The sequence below is a fragment of the Corallococcus sp. AS-1-12 genome, from assembly GCF_020036995.1.
GTDB lineage: Bacteria > Myxococcota > Myxococcia > Myxococcales > Myxococcaceae > Corallococcus.
Genome location: NZ_JAIQDD010000001.1, coordinates 319,370 through 345,309, shown reverse-complemented (window position 1 = coordinate 345,309; position 25,940 = coordinate 319,370). Strand labels below are relative to the sequence as shown.

General features: G+C 70.0%; 23 protein-coding genes, 2 tRNA genes and 1 pseudogene. 7 read left to right on the top strand and 19 right to left on the bottom strand.

Annotation, left to right across the window (positions count from 1 at the left end; all coding sequences use genetic code 11):
- The first annotated feature begins 67 nt into the window (after positions 1-67).
- The 4 genes from K8556_RS01355 (at position 68) to K8556_RS01340 (ending at position 6,123) form a co-directional block, all read left to right on the top strand.
- Positions 68-2,323, top strand: a complete 2,256-nt coding sequence (locus tag K8556_RS01355; protein WP_223738209.1) for a kelch repeat-containing protein — start codon at positions 68-70, stop codon at positions 2,321-2,323.
- A gap of 212 nt (positions 2,324-2,535) precedes the next feature.
- Positions 2,536-3,879 (top strand): nicotinate phosphoribosyltransferase, encoded by a 1,344-nt coding sequence (locus K8556_RS01350; RefSeq protein WP_223738208.1) that lies wholly within the window; start codon positions 2,536-2,538, stop codon positions 3,877-3,879.
- An 80-nt stretch (positions 3,880-3,959) separates the two neighbouring features.
- Positions 3,960-5,396: a polysaccharide deacetylase family protein gene (locus tag K8556_RS01345; RefSeq protein ID WP_223738207.1), complete on the top strand. Its 1,437-nt coding sequence runs from the start codon at positions 3,960-3,962 to the stop codon at positions 5,394-5,396.
- A gap of 100 nt (positions 5,397-5,496) precedes the next feature.
- Positions 5,497-6,123, top strand: a complete 627-nt coding sequence (locus K8556_RS01340) for a hypothetical protein (protein WP_223738206.1) — start codon at positions 5,497-5,499, stop codon at positions 6,121-6,123.
- Here K8556_RS01340 and K8556_RS01335 read toward each other — a convergent pair.
- On the bottom strand, positions 6,109-7,071 hold the full coding sequence (locus tag K8556_RS01335) for a LysR substrate-binding domain-containing protein (protein ID WP_223738205.1): 963 nt from the start codon (positions 7,069-7,071) through the stop codon (positions 6,109-6,111). The two genes, K8556_RS01340 and K8556_RS01335, sit on opposite strands and share 15 nt — an antisense overlap.
- A gap of 272 nt (positions 7,072-7,343) precedes the next feature.
- On the opposite strand from K8556_RS01335, the gene K8556_RS01330 reads away from it, so the two are divergent.
- Both K8556_RS01330 and K8556_RS01325 read left to right on the top strand, forming a co-directional pair.
- Positions 7,344-8,150, top strand: a complete 807-nt coding sequence (locus K8556_RS01330; protein WP_223738204.1) for an MBL fold metallo-hydrolase — start codon at positions 7,344-7,346, stop codon at positions 8,148-8,150.
- A gap of 254 nt (positions 8,151-8,404) precedes the next feature.
- Positions 8,405-9,766, top strand: coding sequence for an ELWxxDGT repeat protein (locus tag K8556_RS01325; protein WP_223738203.1), 1,362 nt, complete (start codon positions 8,405-8,407; stop codon positions 9,764-9,766).
- Positions 9,767-9,875: 109 nt separating this feature from the next.
- Here K8556_RS01325 and K8556_RS01320 read toward each other — a convergent pair.
- The 14 genes and pseudogenes from K8556_RS01320 to K8556_RS01255 all read right to left on the bottom strand — a co-directional run bounded on the left by K8556_RS01320 (position 9,876) and on the right by K8556_RS01255 (position 21,592).
- Positions 9,876-9,952 (bottom strand) — tRNA-Pro (locus K8556_RS01320).
- 195 nt (positions 9,953-10,147) lie between these two features.
- A pseudogene (locus K8556_RS01315) lies at positions 10,148-10,426 on the bottom strand (integration host factor subunit alpha); the annotation flags it as partial.
- 94 nt (positions 10,427-10,520) lie between these two features.
- Positions 10,521-12,935, bottom strand: a complete 2,415-nt coding sequence (gene pheT / locus K8556_RS01310) for a phenylalanine--tRNA ligase subunit beta (protein WP_223738201.1) — start codon at positions 12,933-12,935, stop codon at positions 10,521-10,523.
- Between the two features lie 30 nt (positions 12,936-12,965).
- Positions 12,966-14,015, bottom strand: coding sequence for a phenylalanine--tRNA ligase subunit alpha (gene pheS / locus K8556_RS01305; RefSeq protein ID WP_223738200.1), 1,050 nt, complete (start codon positions 14,013-14,015; stop codon positions 12,966-12,968).
- Positions 14,016-14,141: 126 nt separating this feature from the next.
- The gene (gene rplT / locus K8556_RS01300; RefSeq protein WP_014397247.1) at positions 14,142-14,489 is read right to left on the bottom strand and encodes a 50S ribosomal protein L20; all 348 of its coding nucleotides are present in this window, start codon (positions 14,487-14,489) and stop codon (positions 14,142-14,144) included.
- Positions 14,490-14,580: 91 nt separating this feature from the next.
- Entirely contained in the window at positions 14,581-14,787 is a 207-nt protein-coding gene (gene rpmI, locus K8556_RS01295) for a 50S ribosomal protein L35 (protein WP_014397248.1), read from the bottom strand.
- Between the two features lie 100 nt (positions 14,788-14,887).
- Complete coding sequence (gene infC / locus K8556_RS01290) at positions 14,888-15,580, bottom strand: translation initiation factor IF-3 (RefSeq protein WP_223738199.1); 693 nt, start codon at positions 15,578-15,580, stop codon at positions 14,888-14,890.
- A 59-nt stretch (positions 15,581-15,639) separates the two neighbouring features.
- Positions 15,640-17,568, bottom strand: coding sequence for a threonine--tRNA ligase (gene thrS / locus K8556_RS01285; protein WP_223738198.1), 1,929 nt, complete (start codon positions 17,566-17,568; stop codon positions 15,640-15,642).
- Positions 17,569-17,656: 88 nt separating this feature from the next.
- Positions 17,657-17,728: transfer RNA gene (locus K8556_RS01280), tRNA-Val, on the bottom strand.
- 83 nt (positions 17,729-17,811) lie between these two features.
- Positions 17,812-18,492 carry a uracil-DNA glycosylase gene (locus K8556_RS01275; protein WP_223738197.1) on the bottom strand — a complete coding sequence of 227 codons (681 nt, stop codon included), beginning with the start codon at positions 18,490-18,492 and terminating at the stop codon, positions 17,812-17,814.
- Positions 18,489-19,631, bottom strand: a complete 1,143-nt coding sequence (locus K8556_RS01270; RefSeq protein ID WP_223738196.1) for an AI-2E family transporter — start codon at positions 19,629-19,631, stop codon at positions 18,489-18,491. The genes K8556_RS01275 and K8556_RS01270 overlap by 4 nt, the downstream gene beginning before the upstream one ends.
- A 223-nt stretch (positions 19,632-19,854) precedes the next feature.
- Positions 19,855-20,244, bottom strand: a complete 390-nt coding sequence (locus K8556_RS01265; RefSeq protein WP_223738195.1) for a hypothetical protein — start codon at positions 20,242-20,244, stop codon at positions 19,855-19,857.
- Complete coding sequence (locus K8556_RS01260; protein ID WP_223738194.1) at positions 20,244-21,059, bottom strand: LPP20 family lipoprotein; 816 nt, start codon at positions 21,057-21,059, stop codon at positions 20,244-20,246. The genes K8556_RS01265 and K8556_RS01260 overlap by 1 nt, the downstream gene beginning before the upstream one ends.
- A 200-nt stretch (positions 21,060-21,259) precedes the next feature.
- On the bottom strand, positions 21,260-21,592 hold the full coding sequence (locus K8556_RS01255) for a PilZ domain-containing protein (RefSeq protein ID WP_223738193.1): 333 nt from the start codon (positions 21,590-21,592) through the stop codon (positions 21,260-21,262).
- A 240-nt stretch (positions 21,593-21,832) separates the two neighbouring features.
- Here K8556_RS01255 and K8556_RS01250 point away from each other — a divergent pair, with 240 nt between their 5' ends.
- Positions 21,833-22,576 carry an FKBP-type peptidyl-prolyl cis-trans isomerase gene (locus K8556_RS01250; protein WP_223738192.1) on the top strand — a complete coding sequence of 248 codons (744 nt, stop codon included), beginning with the start codon at positions 21,833-21,835 and terminating at the stop codon, positions 22,574-22,576.
- A 46-nt stretch (positions 22,577-22,622) separates the two neighbouring features.
- Here the strand turns inward: K8556_RS01250 and K8556_RS01245 are convergent, their stop codons facing one another.
- The 4 genes from K8556_RS01245 to K8556_RS01230 all read right to left on the bottom strand — a co-directional run bounded on the left by K8556_RS01245 (position 22,623) and on the right by K8556_RS01230 (position 25,920).
- Entirely contained in the window at positions 22,623-22,868 is a 246-nt protein-coding gene (locus K8556_RS01245) for a hypothetical protein (RefSeq protein ID WP_223738191.1), read from the bottom strand.
- Positions 22,865-23,515 (bottom strand): hypothetical protein, encoded by a 651-nt coding sequence (locus K8556_RS01240; protein WP_223738190.1) that lies wholly within the window; start codon positions 23,513-23,515, stop codon positions 22,865-22,867. The genes K8556_RS01245 and K8556_RS01240 overlap by 4 nt, the downstream gene beginning before the upstream one ends.
- Before the next feature lie 42 nt (positions 23,516-23,557).
- Positions 23,558-25,639: a hypothetical protein gene (locus tag K8556_RS01235; protein ID WP_223738189.1), complete on the bottom strand. Its 2,082-nt coding sequence runs from the start codon at positions 25,637-25,639 to the stop codon at positions 23,558-23,560.
- A 77-nt stretch (positions 25,640-25,716) separates the two neighbouring features.
- On the bottom strand, positions 25,717-25,920 hold the full coding sequence (locus K8556_RS01230; RefSeq protein ID WP_223738188.1) for a cold-shock protein: 204 nt from the start codon (positions 25,918-25,920) through the stop codon (positions 25,717-25,719).
- Between the last annotated feature and the right edge of the window lie 20 nt (positions 25,921-25,940).

Genomic DNA, 25,940 nt, shown 5'->3' with positions numbered 1-25,940 from the left:
CGTCCCAAGTCCTCTCATCCACCGCGACTGCTTCGCGAGCCTCACGCTCGCGGCGAGGGGGACGAACATGAAAAGAGCAGGCCTTCACCTGATACTGGTGCTCGCGGCAGCGCTGTGCGCGGGCTGTGGTAATTCCGCGGGGGACACCGGGACGGCGCGGTTCGCCGTCTCGGTGCCCCAATCCCTCTCCTCCACCATCGCCCGCGTCGCGGTCGCCTCGGGAGGGCCGGACATTCCTTCTGTCTGGGTGGATCTGGCGCCCACGAACGGCGTGTGGGGCGGCACCATCGGCAACATCCCCGCGGGCACCGACCGCGCCTTCGCCGCGCGGGCCTATGACGCCTCCGGCACCCTGCTCTTCTCCGGCTCCGCCTCCGGAGTCACCATCCTGGCGAACCAGACGACCTTCGTCGCCATCACCCTCCAGCAGCTCCATCCTCCGCCGCCCTTCGACAACGAAGCGCCCGTCATCGAGTTCGTGGTGGCCTACCCCAGCACCGTGACTGCCGGAGGCACCGTCTCCCTGCATTCCTCAGCGCAGGATCCGAACCCGGGTGACACGATCGCCTACGCCTGGAGCGCCACCGCGGGCACGTTCGCGTCGACCACCGAGCGCTTCACCTCGTGGACGGCGCCCATGTCCACCGGCATCCAGACGCTGACGCTCACCGTGACGGACTCGCGCGGCCTGGCCTCCAGCGCGATCCTGGTCGTCAACGTCCTGCCCGAAGGCGAGGGCGAAGCCGAGCTGTCCATCTCCTTCAACAGCGCACCGGAGGTGTCCTCGCTCGACGCCGCGCCCACGCAGCTCGTCGTCGGACAACCGACGACGGTGTCCGTCACGGCGTCGGATCCGGACGGGGACTCGCTCTCGTACGCCTGGAGCGCGTCGTGCGCGGGAACCTGGACCGACGCGGTCTCCAGCACCGCTCGCTTCACGCCCTCGCTCGCGCCGGCCGAGGCCTGCAACAACTGCCGCCTGAGCGTCTCCGTGTCCGACGGACGTGGCGGGCACAACACGGGCACCGTCGCCCTGTGCGTCACCAGCACGCCCCCGGTCAACCACCTCGAGCCCGTCATCGTCCGCTCCTACCGCTCCTCGGACACGGCGAGCCCGGACCAGGTGCTCACGTATGAAGTGGTGGCCAGCGACCCCGAGGGCTCCACGCTCAGCTTCGCGTGGGACTCCAGTGTCGGCACGACAGGCACTCCCGTGCAGTTGGGCACCCACAGCCGCGTCACCTGGACGGCGCCCACGTGTATCCGCCCGGGCACGACTCCCACCGTGACCGTGACCGTGACGAATGCCTTTGACCTCACGACCAGCCGGAGCTTCACGGTGGAGGGGCTGCCGGACTGCACGCTCGTGGGCCACTGGGATCCGACCGGCCCCATGGGCGGCGGTCCCCGGTGGGGCCACACCGCGACGCTGCTTCAGGACGGCAGGGTGCTCATCGCGGGAGGAAGCGCGCAGAAACGGAGCTTCTACCTCGACACGACGGAGCTGTTCGACCCGGCCACGAACACCTGGAGCGCGGGCGCGCCCATGAACGCGCGCCGCCTCTTCCACTCAGCGACCCTGCTGCTCGACGGCAGGGTCCTCGTCGCGGGAGGCGAAGGCTTGGAGGGCGTCGAGGGCTTCTCCAATGGGGCGGAGCTGTACGACCCCACCACGAACACCTGGACCCGGACAGGCTCGATGGCCCAGGGCCGCTCCAGGCAACTGGCGACGCTGCTGCCGGACGGCAAGGTGCTCGTGGCGGGAGGCGAGGACATCAACGGCTACCTCACGTCCTCGGAGGTATACGACCCGGCCACGGGAACCTGGAGCCCGGCGGGCGCCATGGCCGAACCCCACTTCTCCACCGCGCCGCTGCTGCCCACGGGCAAGGTGCTCGCCGTGGGTGTCACCGAGGCGGAGCTGTATGACCCGGCCACGCGAACCTGGAGCCTGGCCCATCCTCCGCTCGCGCCCGTGGGGAGCGAACCGGTGGTGCTGTTCGATGGCAAGGTGCTCGTCGCGGGGGGCAAGACGGCGCAGTTGTATGACCCCTTCCTGAACACCTGGTGCCTGACGGGCGCCCCCCTCGAACCCATCGGAGGCCCGGCGGTGCGGCTGGCCGATGGCAGGGTGCTCGTCGTGGCCCCGTCGCTGGCGGAGCTGTATGCGCCGGACTCGGGCACGTGGAGCATGGCCCCCGCGCCGGCCATCGTTCGCATTGGCTACACGGTGACGGCGCTGCCTGACGGCAGGGCGCTCATCGCCGGGACGCCTCCCAACACCGAAATCGATGAGGAGTCCGCGGAGGTCTACACGCCGTGAGGCGCACCCTGCCTCACCGGGTGCGGGTGCGCGCGCCAGTGCTGTGCGCGGGCTGAAAGGTCGCATCCAGGGGACACCGGGACGGCGCGGTTCGCCGTGTCGGTGTCCTCCGGCCTGCGGGGAGACCGGCTTGGGAGCGCCATCGAGTCCGTGCGCTCTCCTCGGCGCGCGCGGCAATACCTTCATGACGGTGCGCGGAGGGAGGGAAACCCATGGTGCCGGCGCTCCTCACGGACCTCTATGAGCTCACGATGGTGGACGCCTACCTCGCGGAGGGGCTCCACGAGGAGGCGGCCTTCAGCCTCTTCGTCCGCCGCCTGCCCGCGCACCGGAACTACCTGCTGGCGTGCGGCCTGGAGCAGGCCCTCACCTATCTGGAGACACTCCGCTTCTCTCCCGGTGAGCTCGCCTGGTTGGAGTCACTGGGGCGCTTCTCCCGGCGGCTGCTGGACTGGCTGGAGCACTTCCACTTCACCGGCGACGTTCACGCCGTGCCCGAGGGCACGCCCGTCTTCGGGCAGGAGCCGCTCCTGGAGGTCGTGGCGCCCCTGCCAGAGGCGCAGCTCGTGGAGACGTATCTCATCAACCAGGTGCACCTGCAGACGCTGGCGGCCTCGAAGGCGGCGCGGGTGGTGGAGGCCGCGCGTGACCGGCCCGTGGTGGACTTCGGCGTGCGGCGCATGCATGGCGAGGACGCGGGCCTCAAGGTGGCACGTGCCGCCTATGTCGCTGGGGTGAGCGCCACCTCCAACCTCCAAGCCGCGCAGCGCTATGGCATCCCTGTGTCGGGCACCCTGGCGCACAGCTATATCCAAGCGCACGACGACGAGCTCGCCGCCTTCCGGGCCTACGTCCACCGCTTCCCAGACACGACGCTGCTGGTGGACACGTACGACACGCTCGAAGGAGTACGGAAGGTGGTGGCGCTCGCGCGGGAGCTCGGGCCGGACTTCCACGTGCAAGCGGTGCGGCTGGATTCAGGGGATCTGGCGTCGCTCTCGCACCAGTCCCGCGCGCTGCTGGACGCCGCGGGTTTGCAACACGTGCGAATCTTCGCGAGCGGCGGTCTGGACGAGGACGAAGTGGCGCGGCTGCTGTCGCATCAGGCGCCCATCGACGCCTTCGGCGTGGGAACGGCCATGGGGGTGTCCGAGGACGCGCCCGCGTTGGACATGGCCTACAAGCTGGTGGAGTACGCGGGCCGGGGGCGGCTCAAGCTGTCACCGGGCAAGGTGCTGCTGCCCGGACGCAAGCAGGTGTTCCGCGAGGAGCAGGACGGCGTGGCGAGGCGGGACGTGCTCGCGTGTCATGACGAAGTGCTCCCGGGGCGTCCCCTGCTGCGGCGGGTGATGCACGCGGGCCTGCGGCAGGAGGGCGCCTCTCCACCGCTGACGGCGCTCCGGGCTCACGCGCGGGAGGAGTTGGCACGCCTGCCACGGGAGATGCGGCGGCTGGAGCCGGCACGTCCTCCCTACCCGGTGGACGTGAGTCCCGCGCTGAGCGCCTCGCAGGCGCAGGTGGTCGCCCGATTGCGCGAGCGACTGGAAGCGCACTGATTGCGCTCACCCGTGAGCAGCCACGCCATGCTTCCGGGCCCCTAGGCAGCAAGAGAAGAGCACGCACCTTGGCGGGCACCATGCCCCCCTTCTTCCGCTCTCCCCGGCCTGCCCGCGCGCTCGGGTTGTCCTTGTTCGTGGTTCCCCTCTTGATGGCGCTGGCGTGCCAGGTCTCCGCGCCCTCCGAGTCTGAAGATGCGCTGGAGCCGCAGTCGCCGCGTCTCGTCCTGGAGCCCGGACAGCTCGTTGTCTCGATCACCTTCGATGACGCGCGGGCCAGCCAGGTCAACGCGGCAGCCTTGTTGGAGGCGCGCGGCCTGCGAGGGACCTTCTTCGTCAGCAGCGGGCGGATCGGCCTCTCGGGATACCTGACTCTGGATCAGCTCCGGCGCTTCCAGGCCGCTGGCCACGAGGTGGGCGGTCACACGGTGTCGCACGTCCAGCTCCCCACATTGGACGTGGACTCGCAGCGCCGCCAGGTGTGCGACGATCGCGTCGCCCTGATGAACGCGGGGTTCCGGGTGACGTCGTTCGCCTACCCGTCCGGAGCCCGGGACGCGACCACCGAGCAGGTCGTCATCGGTTGCAACTACAACTCCGCGCGAGAGTCTGGCGGCCTGCGTACGCCGGACAGTTGTTCGGGTTGCCCCTACGCGGAGACCGTTCCGCCACAGGACCCATTCGCTATTCGCAACCACGGCTCCATCCAGAGAACCCAGACGCTGGCGGACCTGCAAGGCCTGGTGCTCCGCGCCGAGTCCGCCGGGGGTGGCTGGGTGCCCCTCGCCTTCCACGAGATCTGCCCGGGCCCGTGTCCGACGTCCGAGACGTACGGCATCAACGTGGCCACCTTCACGGCCTTCCTGGACTGGCTCGCGGCGCGCTCCTCGCGGGGCACCTTCGTGCGCACGGTGGATCAGGTCATCGGGGGCGCGGTGAAGCCACCCGTCAACGGGCCGCCACTGCCCGACGCGGGCACGCCCCCTCCCACGCAACTGCTGGCGAATCCGTCCCTGGAGACCGACAGCAACGGGGACGGAACTCCGGACTGCTGGCAGCGCGGCGGCTATGGCGCCAACTCCTACACCTGGTCGCGGACCTCCGATGCCCACTCAGGGAACTGGGCCCAGCGCTTGAGCATCACCAGCTACTCCAGCGGGGATCGCAAGCTCATCTCCTTGGAGGATCTCGGAGCGTGCGCGCCGCCGCTCACCACGGGTCACCGCTACAGGGTGTCCGCCTGGTACAAGGCCACCGCCGCGCCGCTCTTCAAGGCGTACTACCGCAACGCTTCAGGCGGCTGGGTGTGGTGGGCCCAGAGCGCCCTGCTGCCCACGCGAGGCACCTACGGCTACGCCGAGTGGACGACGCCCCCCGCGCCCTCAGCCGGCCGGGCGCTGAGCATGGGGCTGGCCCTGGAGCGCGTCGGCACGTTGACGATGGATGACTTCAGGCTCGAGGACCTCGGTCCAGGCGCCGTCGCGCCGCTCGAGCCCGAACCGTCGCCGGTCCCATGAACGGCAGCCGACAGGGAGGGACGGGCTGGAGTCCGGCGGCGCGGTCCGCTCGCCCTGCCCTGCTTGCCGGTCCGGAGCGCGCAGCGCACTTGATGAAGGCATGACGCTCATCCACCAGTTCATGCCCGACTGCGCGTTGCGAGAGGTAGACCGGGTGCCCACCGCCGCGAGCCCCGAGAAGGCCTGGGCCGCCGTGCGAGCGATGGATCTGCACGACGTCCCGTTCATCCGCTGGCTCTTCGCGCTCCGGCTGCTCCCCGAGCGCATCCTCGCTCGCCTCCGTGGCAGACCGGTGCGGAGGTCCCCGCACATGCGGATCGACGACATCGCGGCGCCGGGGAACGGCTTTCTCGCGCTGGCCGAGGCCCCCGGAAGCGAGAAGGTGATCGGCGCCATCGGGCGCTTCTGGCGACCACGCATCGACTTCGTGCGAGTGACGCCCGGGAGCTTCACGGCGTTCAGCGAGCCCGGCTTCGGCAAGCTCGCCTGGAACATCCGGGTGGAGCCGCGCGAAGGAGGCGGCGCGTGGCTGGGTGTCGAGCTGAGGGTGACGGCGACGGACGCGGCCTCGTGGAGACGCTTCCGGAGGTACTGGTGGCTGATCGGGAGGTTCTCCCGGCTCATCCGCCGGAGCGAGCTGCGAAGGATACAGCGGCAGTTGGACCGCGAGCGCTCGCGCGGAAACGCGGCTCCGTGCGACCGGACACCGCTGTCAGTCTCGCTGTGAGGCCCGTGGAGTTCCACCCCTGCGCGGCGGCACCTGTTGCCGTGAGAGAGCCCGCGGTCCTGCCTTGCCGTGGAGGGCGAAGCGTTCGCGGAGGAGCTGGATGAAGCGGGTCAGCGGGGCGGGACGCTGACGGGATGCACGGGTGACCGCGCTCCAGCGGCGTCGGATTCCGCGAGGGGTGAGCCGCACGGTCTGCAGCCCGTGGCGCGGGTCCGGCAGCATCCATTCAGGCAGCGCCGTCACGCCGATACCGCCCCGCACCAGCTCGATCAACGCCTCGGTGAGGGGCACCGGAGAGACCCGGTGCGGCTCGAGGCCCGCGGGCCAGAACACGCGCGTGAAGACATCAAGTTGCTCCCGGGGCGCGGCATAGGTGAGCAGGTGCTCCCGCACCAGGTCCTGCGCCGTGACATGTCCCTGCCGCGCCAGCGCATGGCCCGCGGGGACCACCAGCAGGAGTTCGTCCTCGAAGAGCGGGGTCTGCGCCAGTCGGGCCTGCTTCGGGACGTCCGGGGTCAAGGCGAGATCCAACTCGCCATTCAGCAGCGCCCCGAGCGGCTGACGAGTGGCCTCCAGGACGATGCGCAGCTCGACGCGTGGATGCTCGGCCTGCCACTGCCCGAGGATGGGCGGCAGCCAGCCATACACCGTGTAGCAGCCCGTGCTGAGACGGAGCAGGTCGTCCTGAGGGTGCGCGCGGCAGATCGTCTCGGCCTGGGCCACCTCGCTCAACACCCGCCGAGCGGAGAGGAGCAGCTTCTCTCCCGAGCCGGTCAGGAGCAGCCGTCGCTGGCGGCGCTGGAAGAGCTGCACGCCCAGGCGCTCCTCGGCGTCACGGAGCTGGTGGCTCAGTGCCGAGGACGTGAGGTGAAGCTGCCGGCTCGCCGCGGCCAGGCTCCCCGTGTCGGCGACCGCGGCAATCAGCCTGAAGTGACGGAGCTCGAGCATGCCGGGCAGCTTCACATGAACGCGATTCATCATCATCGCGAAATCGTTTCGCTGTGCTCATGTAGCGCCCATCCGTAACGTGGGACTTCCAATGCCAGGAGGACGGACGGATGCCCCACACAGACAGCTTCCCGAGGACGCAGAGCCCTGTCGTACGGCCATGCGCGTGTGAGCGCATCGAGGGGGAGCAACGGGTAGGCCCCTCGAACAGCGAGAGCCGGAACGATCGGGCAAGTCGCCGCGACTTCCTGCGTGCGGCGGCTGCGTTTTCGGTGGGCGCGGTCCTGCTGCCCGCTGGCATGGGCCGCGCGGCGAAGGCTGCCGACAACGCCGCGCTTCGTGCCCAGCGGCTGGCCTGGGCCGGAGTGCGGCTGCGGCTCGGACAGGACACGCTCTTCGTGGATCCGCTGATCGATCCCACCGTGTGGGGGACCGCGCTGAAGGACCCGCTCGTCCCGCTGGACGTGAGCGGCGGGAACCGCTTCGTCCTGGTGACGCATCGCCACTCCGACCACTTCGATCCGGTCGCCGTCCGTCAGGCGTTGGGGGACACCGGGACGCTGGTGTGCGCCCCGGACGTGGCCGTGGCGGCCGCGGCGTCGGGCCTCCGCGTGCGGTCCGCTCCGCTCTACGAGCCCATCCTGCTCAACGACTTCACCGCCACCGCCGTCCCCGCGGCGGACGGTTATGGAGATCCCCAGGTCTCGTGGATCGTCTCTGGAGGAGGCCGCCGCGTCATCCACTGCGGCGACACGCTCTGGCACGGCTCCTGGTGGCGTATCGGGCGTCAGTTCGGCCCCTTCGACGCGGCCTTCCTGCCCATCAACGGAGCGCGCTTCGGCTGGCGGAAGCCCGTGAGCGACGTGCACGCCGTCCTGACGCCCGAGCAGGCGGTAGCCGCGGCCGTCGTCCTGGAAGCGCGGCTCCTCGTGCCCATCCATTACGGCGTCGCCGCCTCCGATGACTACCAGGAGGTCCCAGACGCGGAGGCGCTGCTCTTGGCCGCCGCGCGCAAGCGGAAGGTGAGCGTGGAGTTGGCACGTCCGGGAGAGTGGCTGACCTGGCAGGCCCGGACCTGACTGCTCCACGCCCTGCGCCAAGGCAGGCAAGCCTGAGCAGTCCATCCCTCCACCCAGCGTCTGTCATTGCCCCCAACCCCGGGAGCAGATGCCGCGCCCTGGCACCCACCCAAGCTTGCAGGCCACCGCGAGGGGGCATCACGCCCTGTCGGGAGGGGGAAGTCATGATGGGCAGGTGGGGATGGAAGTCGTGTGCTTGGCTGCTGGCGCTCGGGGTGGCCGCATGCGGAGTGGCGCCCTCGGAGTCAGGCGAAGTGCCCGCGTCGCAGGAAGCGCCGGACAGGCTCGCGAGCGAGGACACGTGCCCCTCCGCCACGAGGCTCGCGGACTTCTCGGCCGGAGGGCAGTTCGCGGAGCCGTATGAGCTGACAGGCGTGAAGGGGACGCTCTACTTCCCCGTGAACGACGGCATCCACGGCCCAGCGCTCTGGAGCAGCGATGGGACGCCCGCAGGCACGCGCCTGTTCCGCGATTTCGACGCCCCGGTAGGCAGCCTGACGGAGGCGCGCGGGCTGCTCTTCTTCACCGTGGGCCGCACCCTCTGGAGGACGGACGGCACCACGGCCGGAACCCTCCCGCTGATCACCGAGCCTTCGTCGCCCTCCCCCCGCTCAAGCCTGACGGTGCTGGGCGAGTTCCGCAGCCGGCTGTTCTTCCGCATGTACACCCCGGAGCATGGCGTCGAGCTGTGGGCCAGCGACGGCACGCCCGCGGGCACCCGGCTGTACCTGGACGTGAACCCGGGCCCTCCCTCCAGCTTCCCCGACGAGCTCGTGGAGACGGCCAGCGGCAATCTCGTCTTCGAGGCGTACGTGGACAAGGACCTGGAGCCCCACGCGGTGCTGGAGGTGTCCCCCACCAAGGCCGTCGAGGAGCTCTTCCGCGTGGGCGGTGGCGGGGATACCGCCGTCTTCCAGTTGATCGCCGTGGGTGACCGGGTGTTCTTCCTGGTGGACGAGACGGACGGCTCCCCGTTCCTCTACGTGAGCGACGGCACCCCGGACGCCGCCACGCCGCTCTACTACTGGGACGAGGTGGACACGCCGTTCTCTTTCACCGCCTATGCCGGCAACCTCTACTTCACCGCCGTGGAGAGTGACTACCCCGGCGCTGGCGTGGAGCTGTGGCGGAGCGACGGCACGCCCGAAGGCACGGGGCGGCTGGCGGACATCTTCCCGGGCCAGGAGGGCTCCTATCCCCGGGGGCTGACCGTGTTCGAGGGCCTGCTCTACTTCTCCGCGGACGACGGTGTGCACGGGCGCGAGCTGTGGCGGAGTGACGGCACCACCGCGGGCACGCGGCTCGCGCGAGACATCCGCCCGGGCGCGGAGGGCTCCTCGCCCTACGGCCTCACGGTGGCCAGCCGCAAACTCTACTTCGCGGCGGACGACGGCACGCACGGGTTCGAGCCGTGGAAGGTCTTCCAGGGCCGCGCCCGGCTGGTCGAGGACATCATCCCCGGCCCCATGGGCTCGGCGCCCGGAATCTACGGCGCGGGGTCTGGCGAGTCCGGCGTCTTCACCCGCGCCGGCAGCTACCTCTTCTTCCCCACCGAGTCCGCCCAGCTCTGGTCCATGCTGACGGGCGCCTACTGCCCGCCGTCCGGCACGCGCTGACGCATCCCTCGAACCGGGCAGGAGCCCAGGTCGCCGCGGGAGTGTCGAGTCCCCAAAGACAAAGGCCCTGGAGTCACCGGCTCGCACCGGAAACTCCAGGGCCTCTATTTGGTCGGGGCGACAGGATTTGAACCTGCGACCACTTGCACCCCAAGCAAGTGCGCTACCAGGCTGCGCTACGCCCCGAAAACCGCCGTCGTGAAACGGTGCTGCCTTATGCCCTCGCCGCTTTCCTGGGTCAAGCGCGAGGTGACGGGCGCCGGTGAAAAAAACCTACTCGTCGCCCTCTTCCATTCCCTCGTCGAAGTCCTCGCCCCGGGCCTCCGCCGCGTCCGCCGCCGCATCCTCCTGCGCGTCGATTTCCGCGTGGTTCTCCGGCGGTGCCTCGCCGTTCAGCGCGCTCTTCAACACCTGGCTCGGCCGGAAGGTCAGCACCCGGCGGGCGCTGATCTCGATCTCCTTGCCCGTCTGCGGGTTGCGCCCCACGCGCGCCTTCTTCTGGCGCACCTGGAAGTTTCCGAACCCGGAGATCTTGATCTTGTCCCCGCGCTCCAACGTCTCCTTCACGGTGTCGAAGACGAGCTCGACGATCTCCGCCGACTCCTTCTTGGAGAAGCCGACCTTCTCGTAGACGCCCTCGATGATGTCCGCTTTCGTCATGCGAGTCCTCTGGCACCCGTGATGGACCGGTGAACGCGGGGCATGGTGTCAGCCTTCCCCGAACCGTGTCAACGTCCTGACTTCATTCAGGAATTCAGGCGCGCAGCGCCGCCCCCAGCCGCTGGTTCACCTCCGTGATGATGCGCTGGTGGGCCGCCGTGACCTCCGCGTCGGTCAGCGTCCGCTCGGGCGAGCGGTACCTCAAGGCGTACGCCAGGTTCTTCTTCCCCTCGGGGATGGGCTTGCCCGTGTAGACGTCGAACACCAGCGCGTCCTCCACCAGCGGCGCCCCGACCTCCAGGATGACCCGGCGCACCTCCTCGTTGCGCAGCTCCAGCGGCACCACCACCGCCAGGTCGCGCAGCACCGCCGGGTACTTCGGCAGCGCCGCCGCCTGAGGCACCAGCCGCGCCGCCGCGTACAGCGGCTCCGTGTCCAGCTCGAACACGAACACGCCCTCCGGCAGGCCCAGCGCCTTCGCCACGCGCGGGTGCACCTCGCCCACCAGGCCCAGCACCGTCCCGTCCTTCAGCGCCACCTGCGCGCAGCTCCGCGGGTGGTACGCCGGGGCCTCCGCCGGGGTGAAGGCCGCGCTCTCCACGTGCAGGGCGTGCAGCAGCGCCTCCACCGCTCCCTTCGCGTCGTAGAAGTCCACGCGCGAGTCCTTCTGCGTCCAGCTCCGGCCACCGCCCCGCAGGCCCCACACCAGGCCCGCCACGCGCGGCACCTCGCGAGCCGCCGGGCGCATGCCCTGCCCGCCTTCCGCGTCCCGGAAGTACGCCCGGCCCGTCTCGTAGAGGCCCACCGACTCCACCTGGTGGCGCACGCTGCGCGACAGGTTCTCCAAGAGGCCCGGCAGCAGGCTCGTGCGCATCACCGACTGCTCGACGCTCAGCGGGTTCATCAGCGCGATGGGCGCTTCCTTCCCGCCCAGCACCTCCAGCGACTTCGGCGCCACGAACGAGTAGTTCACCACCTCGGACAGCCCCGCGCCGCCCAGCGCGTGGCGCAGCCGGCGCTCGGCCTCCATGGACAGCGGCTCCGGCGCCAGCGTCTCCAGCCCGCGCGGCAGCCGCGCCGGGATGTTGTCGTAGCCGTACACGCGGGCGACCTCCTCCATCAGGTCCTCCTCGCGCTCCACGTCCACGCGCGCCCGCGGCACCTCGTACGTCGTCTGCCCCTGCGACTCCTCCACGGACTTGAAGCCCAGCGCCGTCAGGATGCGCCGGACCTCCGCCTCCGGCACCGCCACGCCCAGCACCTTCTCCACCCGCGCGTAGCGCAGCGTCGCCCGGCGCGGCGCCAGGGGCTCGGGCTGCACGTCCACCCGGCCCGGCGCCACCGTGCCGCCCGACAGCTCCGCGATGAGCTGCGCGGCCCGGTCCAACGCCGGCAGCACCGCGTCCAGGTCCGCCCCGCGCTCGAAGCGGTGCGACGCCTCCGTGTGCAGCGCGTAGCGCTTCGCGGACCGGCGCACGCCGGAGCCGTGGAAGTGCGCGGACTCGATGACGATGCGCTTCGTGCCCTGCGTCACCTCGCTGTCGCCGCCGCCCATCACGCCCGCCAGCGCCTGCGCGCGGTCGCGGTCCGCGATGACCAGGTCGTCCGCGTCCAGCGTGCGCTCCTTGTCATCCAGCGTGCGCAGCTTCTCGCCCGGCTTCGCGGTGCGGACCACAATCTCCTGGCCCGCCACCTTCTCCAGGTCGAACGCGTGCAGCGGCTGGCCGTACTCCAGGAGCACGTAGTTGGTGACGTCCACCACGTTGTTGATGGCGCGCACGCCGCACGCCTTCAGCCGGTCCTGCATCCACTGCGGCGACGGCTGGATGGTGATGCCCTCCACCACCCGCGCCGCGTAGCGCGAGCAGCGCTCCTTCGCGTCGATGCGCACCTTCACCCGCTCCGCCACGGCCTTGCCGGACTCCGCGGGCTTCGGCTGGGGCACCTTCAGCGGCGCGCCCGTCACCACGCCCACCTCGCGCGCGATGCCCAGGTGGCTGAGCGCGTCCGGCCGGTTCGGGGTGACGTTCACCTCCAGCACGGAGTCATCCAGCCCCAGGGCCTCCGCGATGGGGAGGCCCAGCTTCGTGTCCGCGGGGAGGATGAGCAGGCCGGACGAGTCCTCCGTGATGCCCAGCTCCTTCGCGGAGCAGAGCATGCCGAAGCTGTCCACGCCCCGGAGCGCGGCCTGCTTGATCTCCATGCCGTTGGGCAGCTTCGCGCCCACCGTGGCCAGCGGCACCTTGTCGCCGACCTTGAAGTTCTTCGCGCCGCACACCACCTGGAACAGCGCGGAGCCGCCGATGTCCACCTGCGTGACGGACAGCTTGTCCGCGTTGGGGTGCTGCACCGACTCGCGGATCTGCGCCACCACCACGCCGCGCAGGCCCTCGCCGGGGCGCTCCACGCCCTCGATCTCCAGGCCCGCAGCGGTCAGCTTGCGCGCCAGCTCGTCCACGGACGGCGGCAGCGCGACGTAATCACCCAGCCACTTCACTGAAATCTTCACGGGGTTGTCCTCTTGAGTGGTGGGCCGGAATCAGAACTGCGCGAGGAAGCGCGCGTCGTTCTCGAACATCATCCGCAGGTCGTCGATGCCGTAGCGCAGCATGGCCAGGCGCTCCACGCCCATGCCGAACGCGTAGCCCGTCACCTCCGTCGGGTCGTAGCCCGCGGCGGTGAAGACGTTCGGGTGCACCATGCCGCTGCCCAGCACCTCCAGCCAGCCGGTCTGCTTGCACACGCGGCAGCCCTTGCCGCCGCAGGACGCACAGGTGACGTCCACCTCCGCGGAGGGCTCCGTGAAGGGGAAGAACGACGGGCGGAAGCGCGTGCGCGTCTCCGAGCCGAAGAACGCCTTCACGAACGCGTCCAGCGTCCCCTTCAGCTCCGCGAAGCTCACGTCCTTGTCCACCAGCAGGCCCTCCACCTGGTGGAACATGGGCGTGTGCGTGATGTCCGAGTCGCGCCGGTACACCCGGCCCGGCATCACCGCGCGGATGGGCGGCTTGCGCGACAGCATGTGCCGCACCTGCACCGGCGACGTGTGCGTGCGCAAAAGCGACGGGCTGTCCGCCTTCTTCGCGTGCCCCAGGCTGGGCTCGTCCACGTAGAACGTGTCCTGCATGTCCCGCGCGGGGTGGTCCTTGGGCAGGTTCAGCGCCTCGAAGTTGAAGTAGTCGAGCTCGATCTCCGGGCCGACCGCCACCTCGAACCCGAGCCGCGCGAACGTCCGGACGATGTCCTCCAGCGTGCGCGACACCGGGTGCCGTCCGCCGGGCAGCACCGCGCGCCCGGGCAGCGTCACGTCCAGCCTGGGGCCCTTCAACTGGGCCTCCAGCGCCGCGTCCTCCGCGCGCTTCGTGGCGTCCGCCAGGAGCTGCTCCAGCTCCGCCTTGACGCTGTTGGCCACCTCGCCCAGGGCGCGCCGCTCCTCCGGGGGCAGCTTGCCCATGCCGCCCAGTACCGCGGACAGCTCGCCCTTCTTGCCCAGGTAGCGGATGCGCAACGCCTCCACCTGCGAGGGCTCCGACACGCCGGAGATCTCCTGGCGCGCCGCGTCCGCCAACGCCTGCAACCGGTCTCGCATGGTCCTCTTCCCGCCTTCCGTTCACGCCCCGGAACGCCTTCTGGCGCCGGGCAAAAAAAAGGGGCCGCCCCCTGGTGGAGGCAGCCCGTTTCAGCTTCGGGAGCCGGCGTCACCGCCGGCCGTGTCTCAGGCTGCCTTCGCGATGTTGGCGATGGCGGCAAAGCCCGCGGGGTCCGCGATGGCCAGATCCGACAGGACCTTGCGGTCCAGGGAGATCTTCGCCTTCGCCAGGCCGGCGATCAGCTTCGAGTAGGACAGGCCCACCGTGCGAGCGGCCGCGTTGATGCGGACGATCCACAGGGAGCGGAAGTTGCGCTTGCGCACCGCGCGGTCGCGGGTGGCGTAGTCCAGGGCGCGCTCGACGGCCTGGTTCGCACGGCGGTAGCAGTTCTTGCGACGGCCGCGGAAGCCCTTCGCAAGCTTGAGAATGCGATTACGACGACGACGAGCCTTGAAACCCTTTTTGACGCGCATGACACACTCCTGACTTCTGGAAGGGAGCCCCGGGGCGCTGGCCTCACGCCGCTCCGCCAGGACTCACGATTGGTTCAAACCCGAGGACGACTCAGGCGCCGTAGGGGAACAGCTCCTTGATGACCTTCTTCGCGTCCATGTCGCGCAGGTGGCCCGTGCCACGGTTGCCGCGCTTCTGCTTGGGCGTCTTGGAGAAGGTGAACAGGTGCTTGCTGAACGCCTTGCCGAACTTCACCTGGCCGCTCTTCTTCACGTGGAAGCGCTTCTTCGCGGCGCTGCGGGTCTTCAACTTGGGCATGATCCCAAACCTTCCTTCTGCTTCCTGTCGGCCGGCAATCTTCGTGACTGACGGCGGTCCGGGGCACACGGTCCCCGGACGCTTTGGGCGGAAGCCTCTATCACTCTTTTGCCGCGACGGGGGCAGGATTTCCTACAGCCGACGCTGAAACGACCGCCGCGGCGACCGCTGGCCTGGCCTCCTGCTTCTTTCCGGCCGCCTCCACCTGCTGCCGGGCCAGCTCGCGGGCGCGCTGCGCCACCTTCGGGTTGGGGGCCAGGATCATGAACATCTGGCGCCCCTCCATCCGGGGGTTCTGCTCCACCACCGCGATTTCCTTCAGGTCCTTCACCACATCGTCCAGGATGGCGCTCCCCAGCTCCTTGTGGGTGATTTCACGACCCCGGAACTGGATGGTGATCTTCGCCTTGTTCCCCTCTTCCAGGAACCGGCGGGTGTTGCGGACCTTGAACTCGTAGTCGTGCTCCTCCGTCTTGGGGCGGAGCTTCACCTCCTTGAGGTGGACCACGACCTGCTTCTTCTTCGTTTCCGAGGCCTTCTTCTTCTCCTCGTACTTGAACTTGCCGTAGTCCATGATCTTGCAGACCGGCGGCTTGGCCATGGGGGAGATCTCGACGAGGTCGAGGCCGTCCGCCTGGGCGCGTGCCAGGGCTGCTTCCAGGGACATGACTCCGAGCTGCTCGGCGTTGGGTCCGACGACGCGGACCTCCCGGGCTCGGATACGGCGATTGGTTCTCTGATCGCGAACGATGGGAGGACCCTCCGACGGTCGGGGATGGAGGGTGTCCTCCAATCCCCGGAAAGCCGGGCACGTAGTTCAGCCCGGACGGAGAGTCAAGTCCCCCACACAGCTCAGGGCAGCGTGGCTTCCCTGGCCAGCAGGGCCTCGAAGTCCGCGGACTTCATGGACTTGAGGTCCTCGCCGCCGTACCGGCGGGGGGCGACGGCGCCGGCCTCCACCTCGTTGTCCCCCACCACCAGGGTGAAGGGGACCTTCTGCATCTGGGCTTCGCGGATCTTCGCGTTGAGCGTCATGCCGCGCTCATCCAGCTCCACGCGGAAGCCCTTGGCGCGCAGGTCGTCCCGCACCTTGCGGGCGTAGTCCAGTTGACGGTCCGCCACGGTGACGATGGTGGCCTGCACCGGGGCCAGCCACGCCGGGAAGGCGCCCGCGAAGTGCTCGATGAGGATGGCGGTGAAGCGCTCGAAGGAGCCGAAGATGGCGCGGTGGAGGACCACCGGGCGGTGCTCGGCGTTGTCCTCGCCCACGTAGGTGAGGTCGAAGCGCTCCGGGGCCAGGTAGTCCAACTGCATGGTGCCCAACTGCCAGCGGCGCCCGATGCTGTCCGACACCGCGAAGTCGATCTTCGGGCCGTAGAAGGCGCCGTCCCCGGGGGCCAGTTCGTACGCCAGCCCCAGCGACTCCAGCGCCGCCTTGAGGCCGCCCTCGGCGCGGTCCCAGAGGGAGTCGTCGCCCAGGCGCTGCTCGGGGCGCGTGGACAGCTTCACCGCGTAGGTGAGGCCCACCGCCTTGTAGACGCGGTCCAGGAGCTGCACGAAGCGCCGCACCTCGTCGGTGATCTGGCTCTCCATGCAGTAGATGTGCGCGTCGTCCTGCGCGAACTGGCGCACGCGGGTGAGGCCGCCCAGGGAGCCGGCCGCCTCATTGCGGTGGAGCACGTCCTGGGTGTGCAGGCGCAGGGGCAGGTCGCGGTAGCTGTGCTTCTTGAAGCCGAAGAACAGGTGGTGCGACGGGCAGTTCATCGGCTTGAGGGAGAAGTCGTGCTCGCCGGACTCGCTGTCGAGCACCAGGAACATGTTCTCCTTGTACTTGCCCCAGTGGCCGCTCGTCTCCCAGAGGCCCTTGTTGAACATCAGGGGCGTCTTGATCTCCACGTAGCCGTCACCGGCCGTGAGGTTGCGCATCCAGTTGGACAGCGTCTGGTAGAGCGCGGTGCCCTTGGGCGTCCAGAAGGCCGCGCCCGGCGAGTACGGGTGGAAGTGGAAGAGGTCCAGCTCCTTGCCCAGCTTGCGGTGGTCGCGCTTCTTCGCCTCTTCGATGCGCGTGAGGTAGGCGTCCAGCGCCTTCTTGTCGAAGAAGGCCGTGCCGTACACGCGCTGGAGCATGGGGTTGCGGTGGTCGCCGCGCCAGTACGCGCCGCTGGAGGAGAGGATCTTGATGACGCCGATCTTCCCCGTGCTGGGCGCGTGGGGCCCCAGGCAGAAGTCCACCCAGTCGCCGTGGGTGTAGAGCGTGAGCGTCTTGGCGCCCTTGGCGGCGATGTCCTTGACGATCTCCACCTTGAACTTCTCGCCCTTCTCCTCGAAGAGCTTGATGGCGTCCTCCATGGAGATTTCCGTGCGGACGAAGGGCGCGTCCTGCTTGAGCTCCGCGTTGGCCGCGGCCTCGATCTTCTCCAGCTCCTCCGGGGTGAAGGGCTTCTCGCGGAAGAAGTCGTAGTAGAAGCCCTCCTCCGTCGCGGGACCGATGGTCACCTGCGTGCCGGGGAACAGCTTCTGCACGGCGCTGGCCACCACATGCGCGGCGTCGTGACGGATGAGGTCCAGGCCTTCCGGGCTCTTGGACGTGAAGATCTGCAGCTTCGCGTCCTCGTCGAGCGTCCGGGCCAGGTCCATGTCCTGGCCGTTGACCCGGGCGAACAGGGCCGCCTTCGCGAGCCCCACGCCGATGCTGCCCTTCACGAAGTCCGCGATGGTCGTGCCCCGGGCGGTCTGCTTCTGGCTGCCGTCGGGGAGCGTCACCGTGATGGATTCGGACATGGCGGATAAACCCCTGCGCTGGAAAAAACCGCGGGCGGCAGGCTTTTGAGAAAGCCTGCCGCCCGCGAGATGGATCACTTACTGATGATGGGTCGTAGTGGGATCGAACCACTGACCCCTACCGTGTCAAGGTAGTGCTCTACCGCTGAGCTAACGACCCGTCGTGCGGATGGGCGCGGGGAATAACAGCGGGCTCCCGCACCTGTCAAGGAACATGAGCGCGGGCCCTGATCTTCCCCGCGTTCACGTCTCCAACAACGCCCGGACGCGTTTCATCACCGCGTCGAACATGGCGGGGGTGAGCCTCCCCGTCTGGGTGTTCTGCTGGCTGACGTGGTAGCTGCCCACGAGCCACCGGCCGTCCGGCAGCCGGAACTCGGCGCCGTGGCCGAAGGCGGGACGGGGCGTGGGGAGCGGACCGCCCGTGCGGGCGGCCGAGGCCAGCGCGGCGTTCCACCCGATGGCCCCCAGGGCGAGCAGCACCCGGCCGGGCAACAGCGCCATCTCCCGGTCCAGGAACGGGGCGCAGCGGGCCAGCTCCTCCGGCAGCGGCTTGTTGTCCGGCGGCGCGCACCGGCCGGCCGCGACGATGAAGGCGTCCGTCAGCTTCAGCCCGTCGTCCCGGTGCTCGCTGTGCCCCTGGTTCGCGAAGCCCGCGCGCCGCAGGCCCGCGTAGAGGAAGTCCCCGGAGCGGTCCCCGGTGAACATCCGCCCCGTGCGGTTGGCCCCGTGCGCGGCGGGCGCCAGCCCCACGATGATCAGCCGGGCCTTCGGGTCGCCAAAGCCGGGGACGGGCTTCCCCCAGTAGTCCCAGTCGCGGTAGGCGCGCCGCTTCACGCGGGCCACCTCCTCGCGCCACGCCACCAGCCGGGGGCAGGCCCGGCACGCGATGATCTCCTGGTGCAGCTTCTCCAGCTTCGTCACGGCCCCTGCACACTCCCCTTGTAGAGCTGCGTGCGGCGGTAGCGCTGGAGGACGACGCTCAGGACGACCTTGAGGATGGCGCTCGCCGGGACGGCCAGCAGGATGCCCACGAAGCCGAACAGCTCACCGAAGGCGAGCACGGCGATGATGACCGCCACGGGGGCCAGGCCCACCTTCTCCCCCACCACGCGCGGGGTGATGACGAAGCCCTCGGCCAACTGCCCGATGATGAAGGTCGCCGCCACCACCGCGAGCTGCCACGGCCCCTGCCAGGACAGCAGAACGCCCAGCAGGGCCAGCACCACGCCGATGCCCGTGCCCAGGTAGGGCACCATGTTGCCGAAGCCGGCGATGAGTCCAATGGCGATGGCCAGGTCGATGCGCGCCAGGGACAGGCCTACCGCGTAGAGCACCGACAGGATGGCGCCCACGGTGAGCTGGCCCTGCACGAAGGCGGACAGCACCTCGTCCACCTCGCGGAAGCGCTGGGTCACCAGCACCACGGAGCGGCGCGGCAGCAGGTCCTGGATGCGCCCCATGAGGCGCGGGTAGTCCTGGAGGAAGAAGAACGCCAGCACCGGCACCACCGACAGGCCCAGCAGCGTGGCCGCGAAGCGCGCGGTGTTGCCGGCGAAGCTCGCCACCAGCCGCGCCGCCGTGGGGCCCGCGCTCTGGAGCAGCTCGGAGGCCTTCTCCCCCAATTCCGCGGTGCGCTGGCTCACCAGGTCCGGCAGCGACACGCCCAGCAGCGACTCCACCTGCGGCACCACCTGGGTGCTGGCGCGCTGGAAGAAGCCGGGCAGCTTCGCCGCCTCGTCGCGGAACACCGGCACCAGGTACAGGCCCGCGCCCACCATCAGGAGCGTGCCCGCGAAGAAGAGGATGGACGTGCCCCAGGTGCGGTCCACGCCGCGCCTCTCCAGCAGCGTCACCAGCGGGTTGAACGCGTACGCGCCCGTCAGCGCCAGCAGCACCGGCACCGCCACCCCGCCGAACACGGACAGGAGCGCGAACACCAGCGCCAGCGAGCCCACCATCACGCCGGACCAGATGAAGTCGACCCGGCGGGCCTCCGCCTCGTCCAGCGCCGCGGGGTCGCCCGGCGGAGGCACGGGCTCCGGGTGCACGACGTGCAGCACCGGGGACACCTCCGGGGTCGCGATGGGCTGGGGGGCCCCCTTCAGCGCGCGCTCACTGCCTCTCTTGCGACGTCCGATGACCGCCTCCTGTCCCCGCCCATCCTACGGCGTCTTCAGGCCCTGATTGCTGCCCTTGAGCAGGCTCGGGGCGTCGCCCGCCCCCTCGCGGTGCGGGGCGCCGACCCTGGCGCGGACGAGGCCGTCCCGGGACGCGCCCGGAGCTTCAGGGCGAAACGCCGCCGCTTTCGGGCGCCAGGGGCCGGAGCTTCACGTTCAACGTCACCCGCGCGCCACGGGGCTGGTAGTAGGTCGTGTAGGGGTAGAACCCGCGCTTCTTCACCTCCACCTGGTGGAAGTCGGAGTCCCCCAACCGCAGGCTCCGCGACACCCCGGCGAAGTCGGTGCACGTCCCCTGCTCCACGCCGTCCAGGAGGACCTGCGCGTCCGAGGGCTCGCACCGGAGCACCAGGTCGCCGCGCTTGGCGGAGTTGGACGCCATCAACTGCTCCGCGCGGGCCACCGTCGCGGGCTGCTCCTGCTTCGCCGCGCAGGCGCCCGTGAGCATCGCCGCCAGCGCGAGCACCGCCGTCCTCCGGAAGGAGCCCACGGCCATCACTGCGTGACGATGACGACCCGGCCCTCGGCCAGGAAGCGGGTGTTCGCCTCGGTGAGCGCGCGGATGCCCTCGGCGCTCAGGACCAGGTCGGAGCCCTGGAGCTGCGCGGCCTTCACCACCAGGGGCTTGTCGCCCACGCGCGACGCCTTCCGGGCCGCGTCCAGGCTGTTGAACCAGGCCGCGACGCCGGCCGTGCCGCGCGCCTCTGGCGTGAGCACCGTCGCGCCGTAGAGCGCCTTGCCCGTCGCGTCCACCAGCCGGGGCGCGAGCACCGGCTTCGCGCCCAGCCCTCGCGCGTCCACCACGAGCCCCGTGTACTTCGCCGCGCCCTCGGCGTTGAGCACGATGGCCGGCTCCTGCGCGGGCGTCAGGGCCGCGGAGAGCACCGCGAGCGGCACCTCCACGTCCATCTCCACGCCGCTGTCGGAGAAGTAGCGCGTGGCCACGACCTTGTAGCCGCGGATGGCGCCCTCGACGCGGCTCTTCACCTCGTCGCGCGCCAGCTCGTCGCCCACCGTGCGGCCCGCGCTCACCTGGATGCTCCTGGCCTGCTCCAGCAGGTTGCGGAACGCGTCCTGCTTCGCGGCGCGCTCGGCGCCCAGGCGCGCCTGCCCGGGGTTGGCGGCCTTGAGGTCCGGGGCTCCGGCGCCCGTGGCGCGCAGGACCGGGCCCTCCCAGTTGATGCCCGGAGTGCCCGCGCCGCGCGCGGGCTCAGCGGCGGGCGTGGCGGGTGCGGCGACCTTCGCGTCCTTGCCCTGGCCCAGCGCCGTCAGCGGCACGACCAGCAACAATCCCCACAGCGAACGCCTCACGGAGCACTCCTCCCGTTGTCGCCGCGACACGTCGGCGAGCGCACAGGGAACCTCTCCGGTCATTCAAGGGGGGCACTTCGCGCGAAGTCAAGGCGACCCGGGGACAGTCGGATCCGCCTGAGGGGTCCAGCGCGGGGGACCGCGAACCGCCGGTGGCACCGCGCAATCGCGGTGACGCACGCGGAGGGTAACGCCTTGTGTCAGTTGCCTTCGCTGTGACGGTCGACGTAGGCGTCGATCATCTTGCGGTGCCGCTCGGTGAGCAGCGTGAAGCGCACGCCGGACTGCTCCTTGCGGCCCAGCTCCTTCCACTCGCGTACGACTTCACCCTCGGCGTAGATGATCTCCTCGGAGCCGGGGAGCTGGAACTGGAGGCCCACGCGGCGCGCGTCGTGCTGGGGCTCGATGAGGCGCGAGAGGCTGACGCCCTCCTGGCTGATGTCCGCGGCCCGGGTCATGTACGGCACGCCGCCCATGTACTTGTTGAGGTAGATGTCCAGGGGCGCCCGATTGGCCTTCCGCTTCTCGCTCATTGGCTCATGACCTCCGGCTGGTGCAACAGCCTGCTGCGGGGGTGCAGCGACCTGAAGGCACAGTACGTTCAGACGTCATGCGCGCAAGAAAACGGCGCCCTTCCCGCCCCCCAGGCAGGCCTGCGTGCGCCGTGGTTTTCCGCTCGCTGGATTCTTCGCGTTGGCCTGTGCGCGCGGATGAGCGACCGGCGGCGCGCGAGCGGCGCTATGGTCCCTGCCATTCTCGTGAAAGGCGGCAGCATGCGTATGCAGTGGAAGGCAGCCCTGGTCCTGATGCTCGGTGCTCCGGGCCTCGCCCTGGCCCAGGCCCCGACGAAGAGCTCCAAGCCGGCCGCCGCGCCCGCGGCCCCCGCGAAGGCGGCCTCCGCCCAGGAGCCCGTGGACCTCAAGACGGAGGATCAGAAGACCATCTATTCGCTCGGCCTCTCGCTGGGCCAGAGCGTGACGGCGCTCGCCCTCACCCCGGAGGAGCTGGCGCTGCTCCAGCGCGGCATCCAGGACGCGGTCGCCGGCGCTCCGCCCGCGGTGGATCCGAAGGAGTACGCGTCGAAGATCCAGACGCTCGCCAAGGCGCGCATGGCCCAGGTCAACGTCGCGACGTTGGACCGCGCGTCCAAGGAGCCCGGCGCCACGCGGCTGCCCTCCGGCGTCATCTACCGCGAGCTCAAGGCCGGCACCGGCAAGTCGCCCCGCGCCATCGACACCGTGAAGGTGCACTACCAGGGCACGCTGGTGGACGGCTCGGAGTTCGACAGCTCCTACAAGCGCGGCATGGCGGTGGAGTTCCCGCTCAACGGCGTCATCCCCTGCTGGACCCAGGGCGTGCAGAAGATGAAGGTCGGCGGCAAGGCGAAGCTCACCTGCCCCGCGAGCACCGCGTACGGAGAGCGCCCGCCCACGGGCTCGCGCATCCCGCCCAACGCCGTGCTCACCTTCGAGGTGGAGTTGGTGGACATCCCCGGCAACACCGCCGCCACGCCGTAGTGCGCTTGCGACGGGGACCCGCGTGCGGCGGGTCCCCGCGAAGGCGTCACGACACGGGCAGCTTCACGGACCGGCCGCCGAAGGGCGGGTTGGCCATGATGGCCTGGGCCAGCCGGTCCGCGAACGCGCGTCCCTCCTTCTGGAAGGACTCCGTCTCCTCCGCGTTCAGGCGCACGCGCACCTCGAACTGGACGAAGCCGCCCACCACCACTTCGATGGACAGCCCCCCGTCCCGCCCGCGCAGCACGCGGTACAGGAGCGGGCTCTGGAGGAGCACCTCCTCGTCGCTCACGGGATCTCCGCCACCTGCGTGTCCGCCACCGGCGCGTTGATGACCATCACCTCCGGCGCGCCGCCGGACGTGTAGCCGCCGAACTTGAAGCAGTCGGTGTCCTCGGGCGTCTGGCACTTCCACACGCCGGGGTCCGCGTCCACCGGCAGGCGCGTGCAGACCTTCTGCGCGCCCAGGTCCAGCGTCATCATCCGCAGAGGGCCTTCGAAGTTCTTCGCCGGCAGGCCCAGCGCCTGGCCCAGCACCGCGGGGTCGTGCTTGCCGTCCGCCGTCTTCGCCTTCTCCACCGCGCCGTGGATGGACGCCGACGGCGCCGCGAACAGGTAGCAGGCCGTGTCGTTGCAGCGGCCGAAGTTCTTCGCGCCCGTCTGCACCACGAACTTCTGGTACGCGCTGTCCGTCATCAGCCAGGACACCTTGCGGTCCGGGAAGTTCTTGTCCAGGTGCTGATCAATCCCGTAGGGGCTGGCCAGCGTGTCCGCCTCCTTGGAGATGGCCTTCTGCGTGTCGTCGCAGTAGTCCACCAGCGACGCCGTCGACGGCTTCGGCTCCGTCGTGTCCGGCGTCTTGGTGCCGCCCTTCATCGACGCACAGCCCACCACGGTCGACAGCGAGCCCAGCACCAGCGCACGAGAGATGAAATTCAAGGTCAATCCTCCAGAAGAGTTAAATGGGGAATGCCTGAACTATCACAGCGCGGCTTCGGTGGCGCGCAACAAAGCGTCCGCGCTGACGGGGGCTCCGGTGGCGTGGCGCATCCATTCGTCCGGGGTGACGGAGCCGAAGGTGGCCATGCGCTCGAACTCCGCGCCCAGTGGGCCGTGCTGCTTCAGGTGCTCTTCAATCTGGAAGGCGATGAGGTGCCCGAGCGGGTAGTCCGGCAGGTACAGCGGGTAGCTGACCATGTGGCTGTAGATGCCCAGCACCGGGCTGTCCTTCCGCCCCAGCACGGGCGCGTAGTAGCGGTTCCACACGTCGCGCGACAGGCCGGCCACCGCGTCGCGGAGCTGGGCGGGCGTGGCGTCCGGGTGTTCGTACATCCAATGCCACGTGGCCATGTCCACCAGCGCCACGCCGGCGATCTCCCACGCCTGCCAGAAGTCGTTGAGCACCCGCTCGCGCTCGCTGGCCGCGTCCGGCTGGCCCAGGCCCAGGAGCTCCAGGTCGCGCGCCTGGAAGACGAAGGCCAGCGCCTCCGTGAAGGCGTTGTTGGGGACGCCGGACAGGAGCGTGTGGTCCACCTGGTACAGGCTGAAGACCTGCTCCACGTTGTGCCCCAGCTCGTGCACCGCGATGTTGTAGCCCTTGTAGTCCATGCCCCCCTTCTCCACGCGCGTGCGCAGACGCGGGAAGTCGCCCCGGCGCAGCGCCTGCTGGGCATGGCCCGCGCCTCGGGAGGCGTCCACGCGGATGTACGACGCGAGCACGTCCGCCTTCTGCCGCGTGAAGCCCAGCCCCTGGAGGATGCGCGGGATGTCGCGCGCGAAGGCGTCCGCCGTGGGGTAGCGCTTGCGCGTCAGCGCGTCCAACTGCGCCTCCGGTACCTTCGCGCCCGGACGGAAGCCGGGGTACCACAGGTCCTGCGGCTCCAGCGGGCGGCCCAGGCGCGTCTCCATCAGCTTCGCCACGCGCGGCACCAGCGGGGACTCCAGGAGCTGGGTGAGCAGCGCGCGCACGCGCTCCTCCGGCAGGCCCCGGTCCAGTTCGAAGGCGCGGGCGATGCGCGTGGGCGCCACCGGTGAGTACGGGTCCACCTTCCGCGAGGCATTGAACGTGGCGAGCAGCCGCGCGTAGCGCGTGTCCGGCTCCGGCGCGGCGTCCGCCTTCACGGCGCGCTGGGGCGCGTTCACCTCCACCGTCTCCGGCGGCGCCACCGTCACCTTGTTGGTGAACGGGTCCCAGTCCACGCGCGGGTTGTCGATGACGGCGGCGGGGATCGTCTGCGTGACGATGCGCTCCATCACCTGGATGATCATCCGCTGCTTCTCCAGCCCCCGCGGATCCGTGTAGTCCGCCTTCAGCTCGTCGCGCAGGTTCCAGTGGCTGATGAGGCGCAGCCCCTGGGGGAAGAGGCGCTGGCCCTTCGCGTCCACCAGGTGGTGCATCCAGACGTTGTACTCGGCGATGTAGAGGTTCGCGTCCGCGATGGCCTGCGACACCTTCTGCTCCACCGCCGCGGGCACGCGCCGGTTGAAGCGCGACGCGAGCTTCGCCTCCGCCCACTGGCGCCGCGTCCACGACGGGCCCTCCTTCACGCGCTCGGCCAGCGTGGTGAGCGGGAAGTTGAGCAGCACCACGAAGCCCGGCTTCGCGCTGAACAGGTCCGACGTGACGTTGGAGGAAGGGTCATACGCCGCGAGCAGCGGCTCCACCGGCAGCAGCGGCCCCAGGTCCAGGTCCGTGAACCACTGGAGCTCGCGGCCCAGCTCGTTCATGTGGCCGTCGAGCTGCTCGAACAGTCCTTCAAAGCGCGTGAACGTGGCATCCAGTTGGGGGCCCGTGGGCAGGAACTGCTCGCGCGCGAAGGCCGCCAGGTCCCCGTCCTCCGGGCGCCAGAGCGCGGCCACCTGCTCCACGCCCCGCTCGATGCGGGCGCGCTGCGACTCGCCGTGCTGCTTCACCAGCTCCTGCTTGAGCGCGGCCAGGGCCTGCTTCGACACGGGCGCGGACGGCGCGGTGGCGGCGGGCGGCGCGGGGGGTGTGGAGGGCGACGTCGTGGCGCACCCGAGGGCGGCCACCAGGGGGAGGAAGCGCGGACGGAAGGCGGGCATGCGGGCTCCGGAAAATACAGAAGGCCCGACCCTGCAGAGAGTCGGACCTTCATGGGTGAATCAAGAAGCGGTCAGGCTCAGATCGCGCGAACGTTCTGCGCCTGCAGGCCCTTGGGGCCCTTGGTGACTTCGAACTCCACCTTCTGGCCCTCGGCCAGCGTGCGGAAGCCGTCCATGTTGATGGCGGTGTGGTGGCAGAACACGTCCTCGCCGCCGCCGTCCTGGGTGATGAAGCCGAAGCCCTTCGCGTCGTTGAACCACTTCACGGTTCCAGTTGCCATTGCCTTGTTCTTCTTTCATC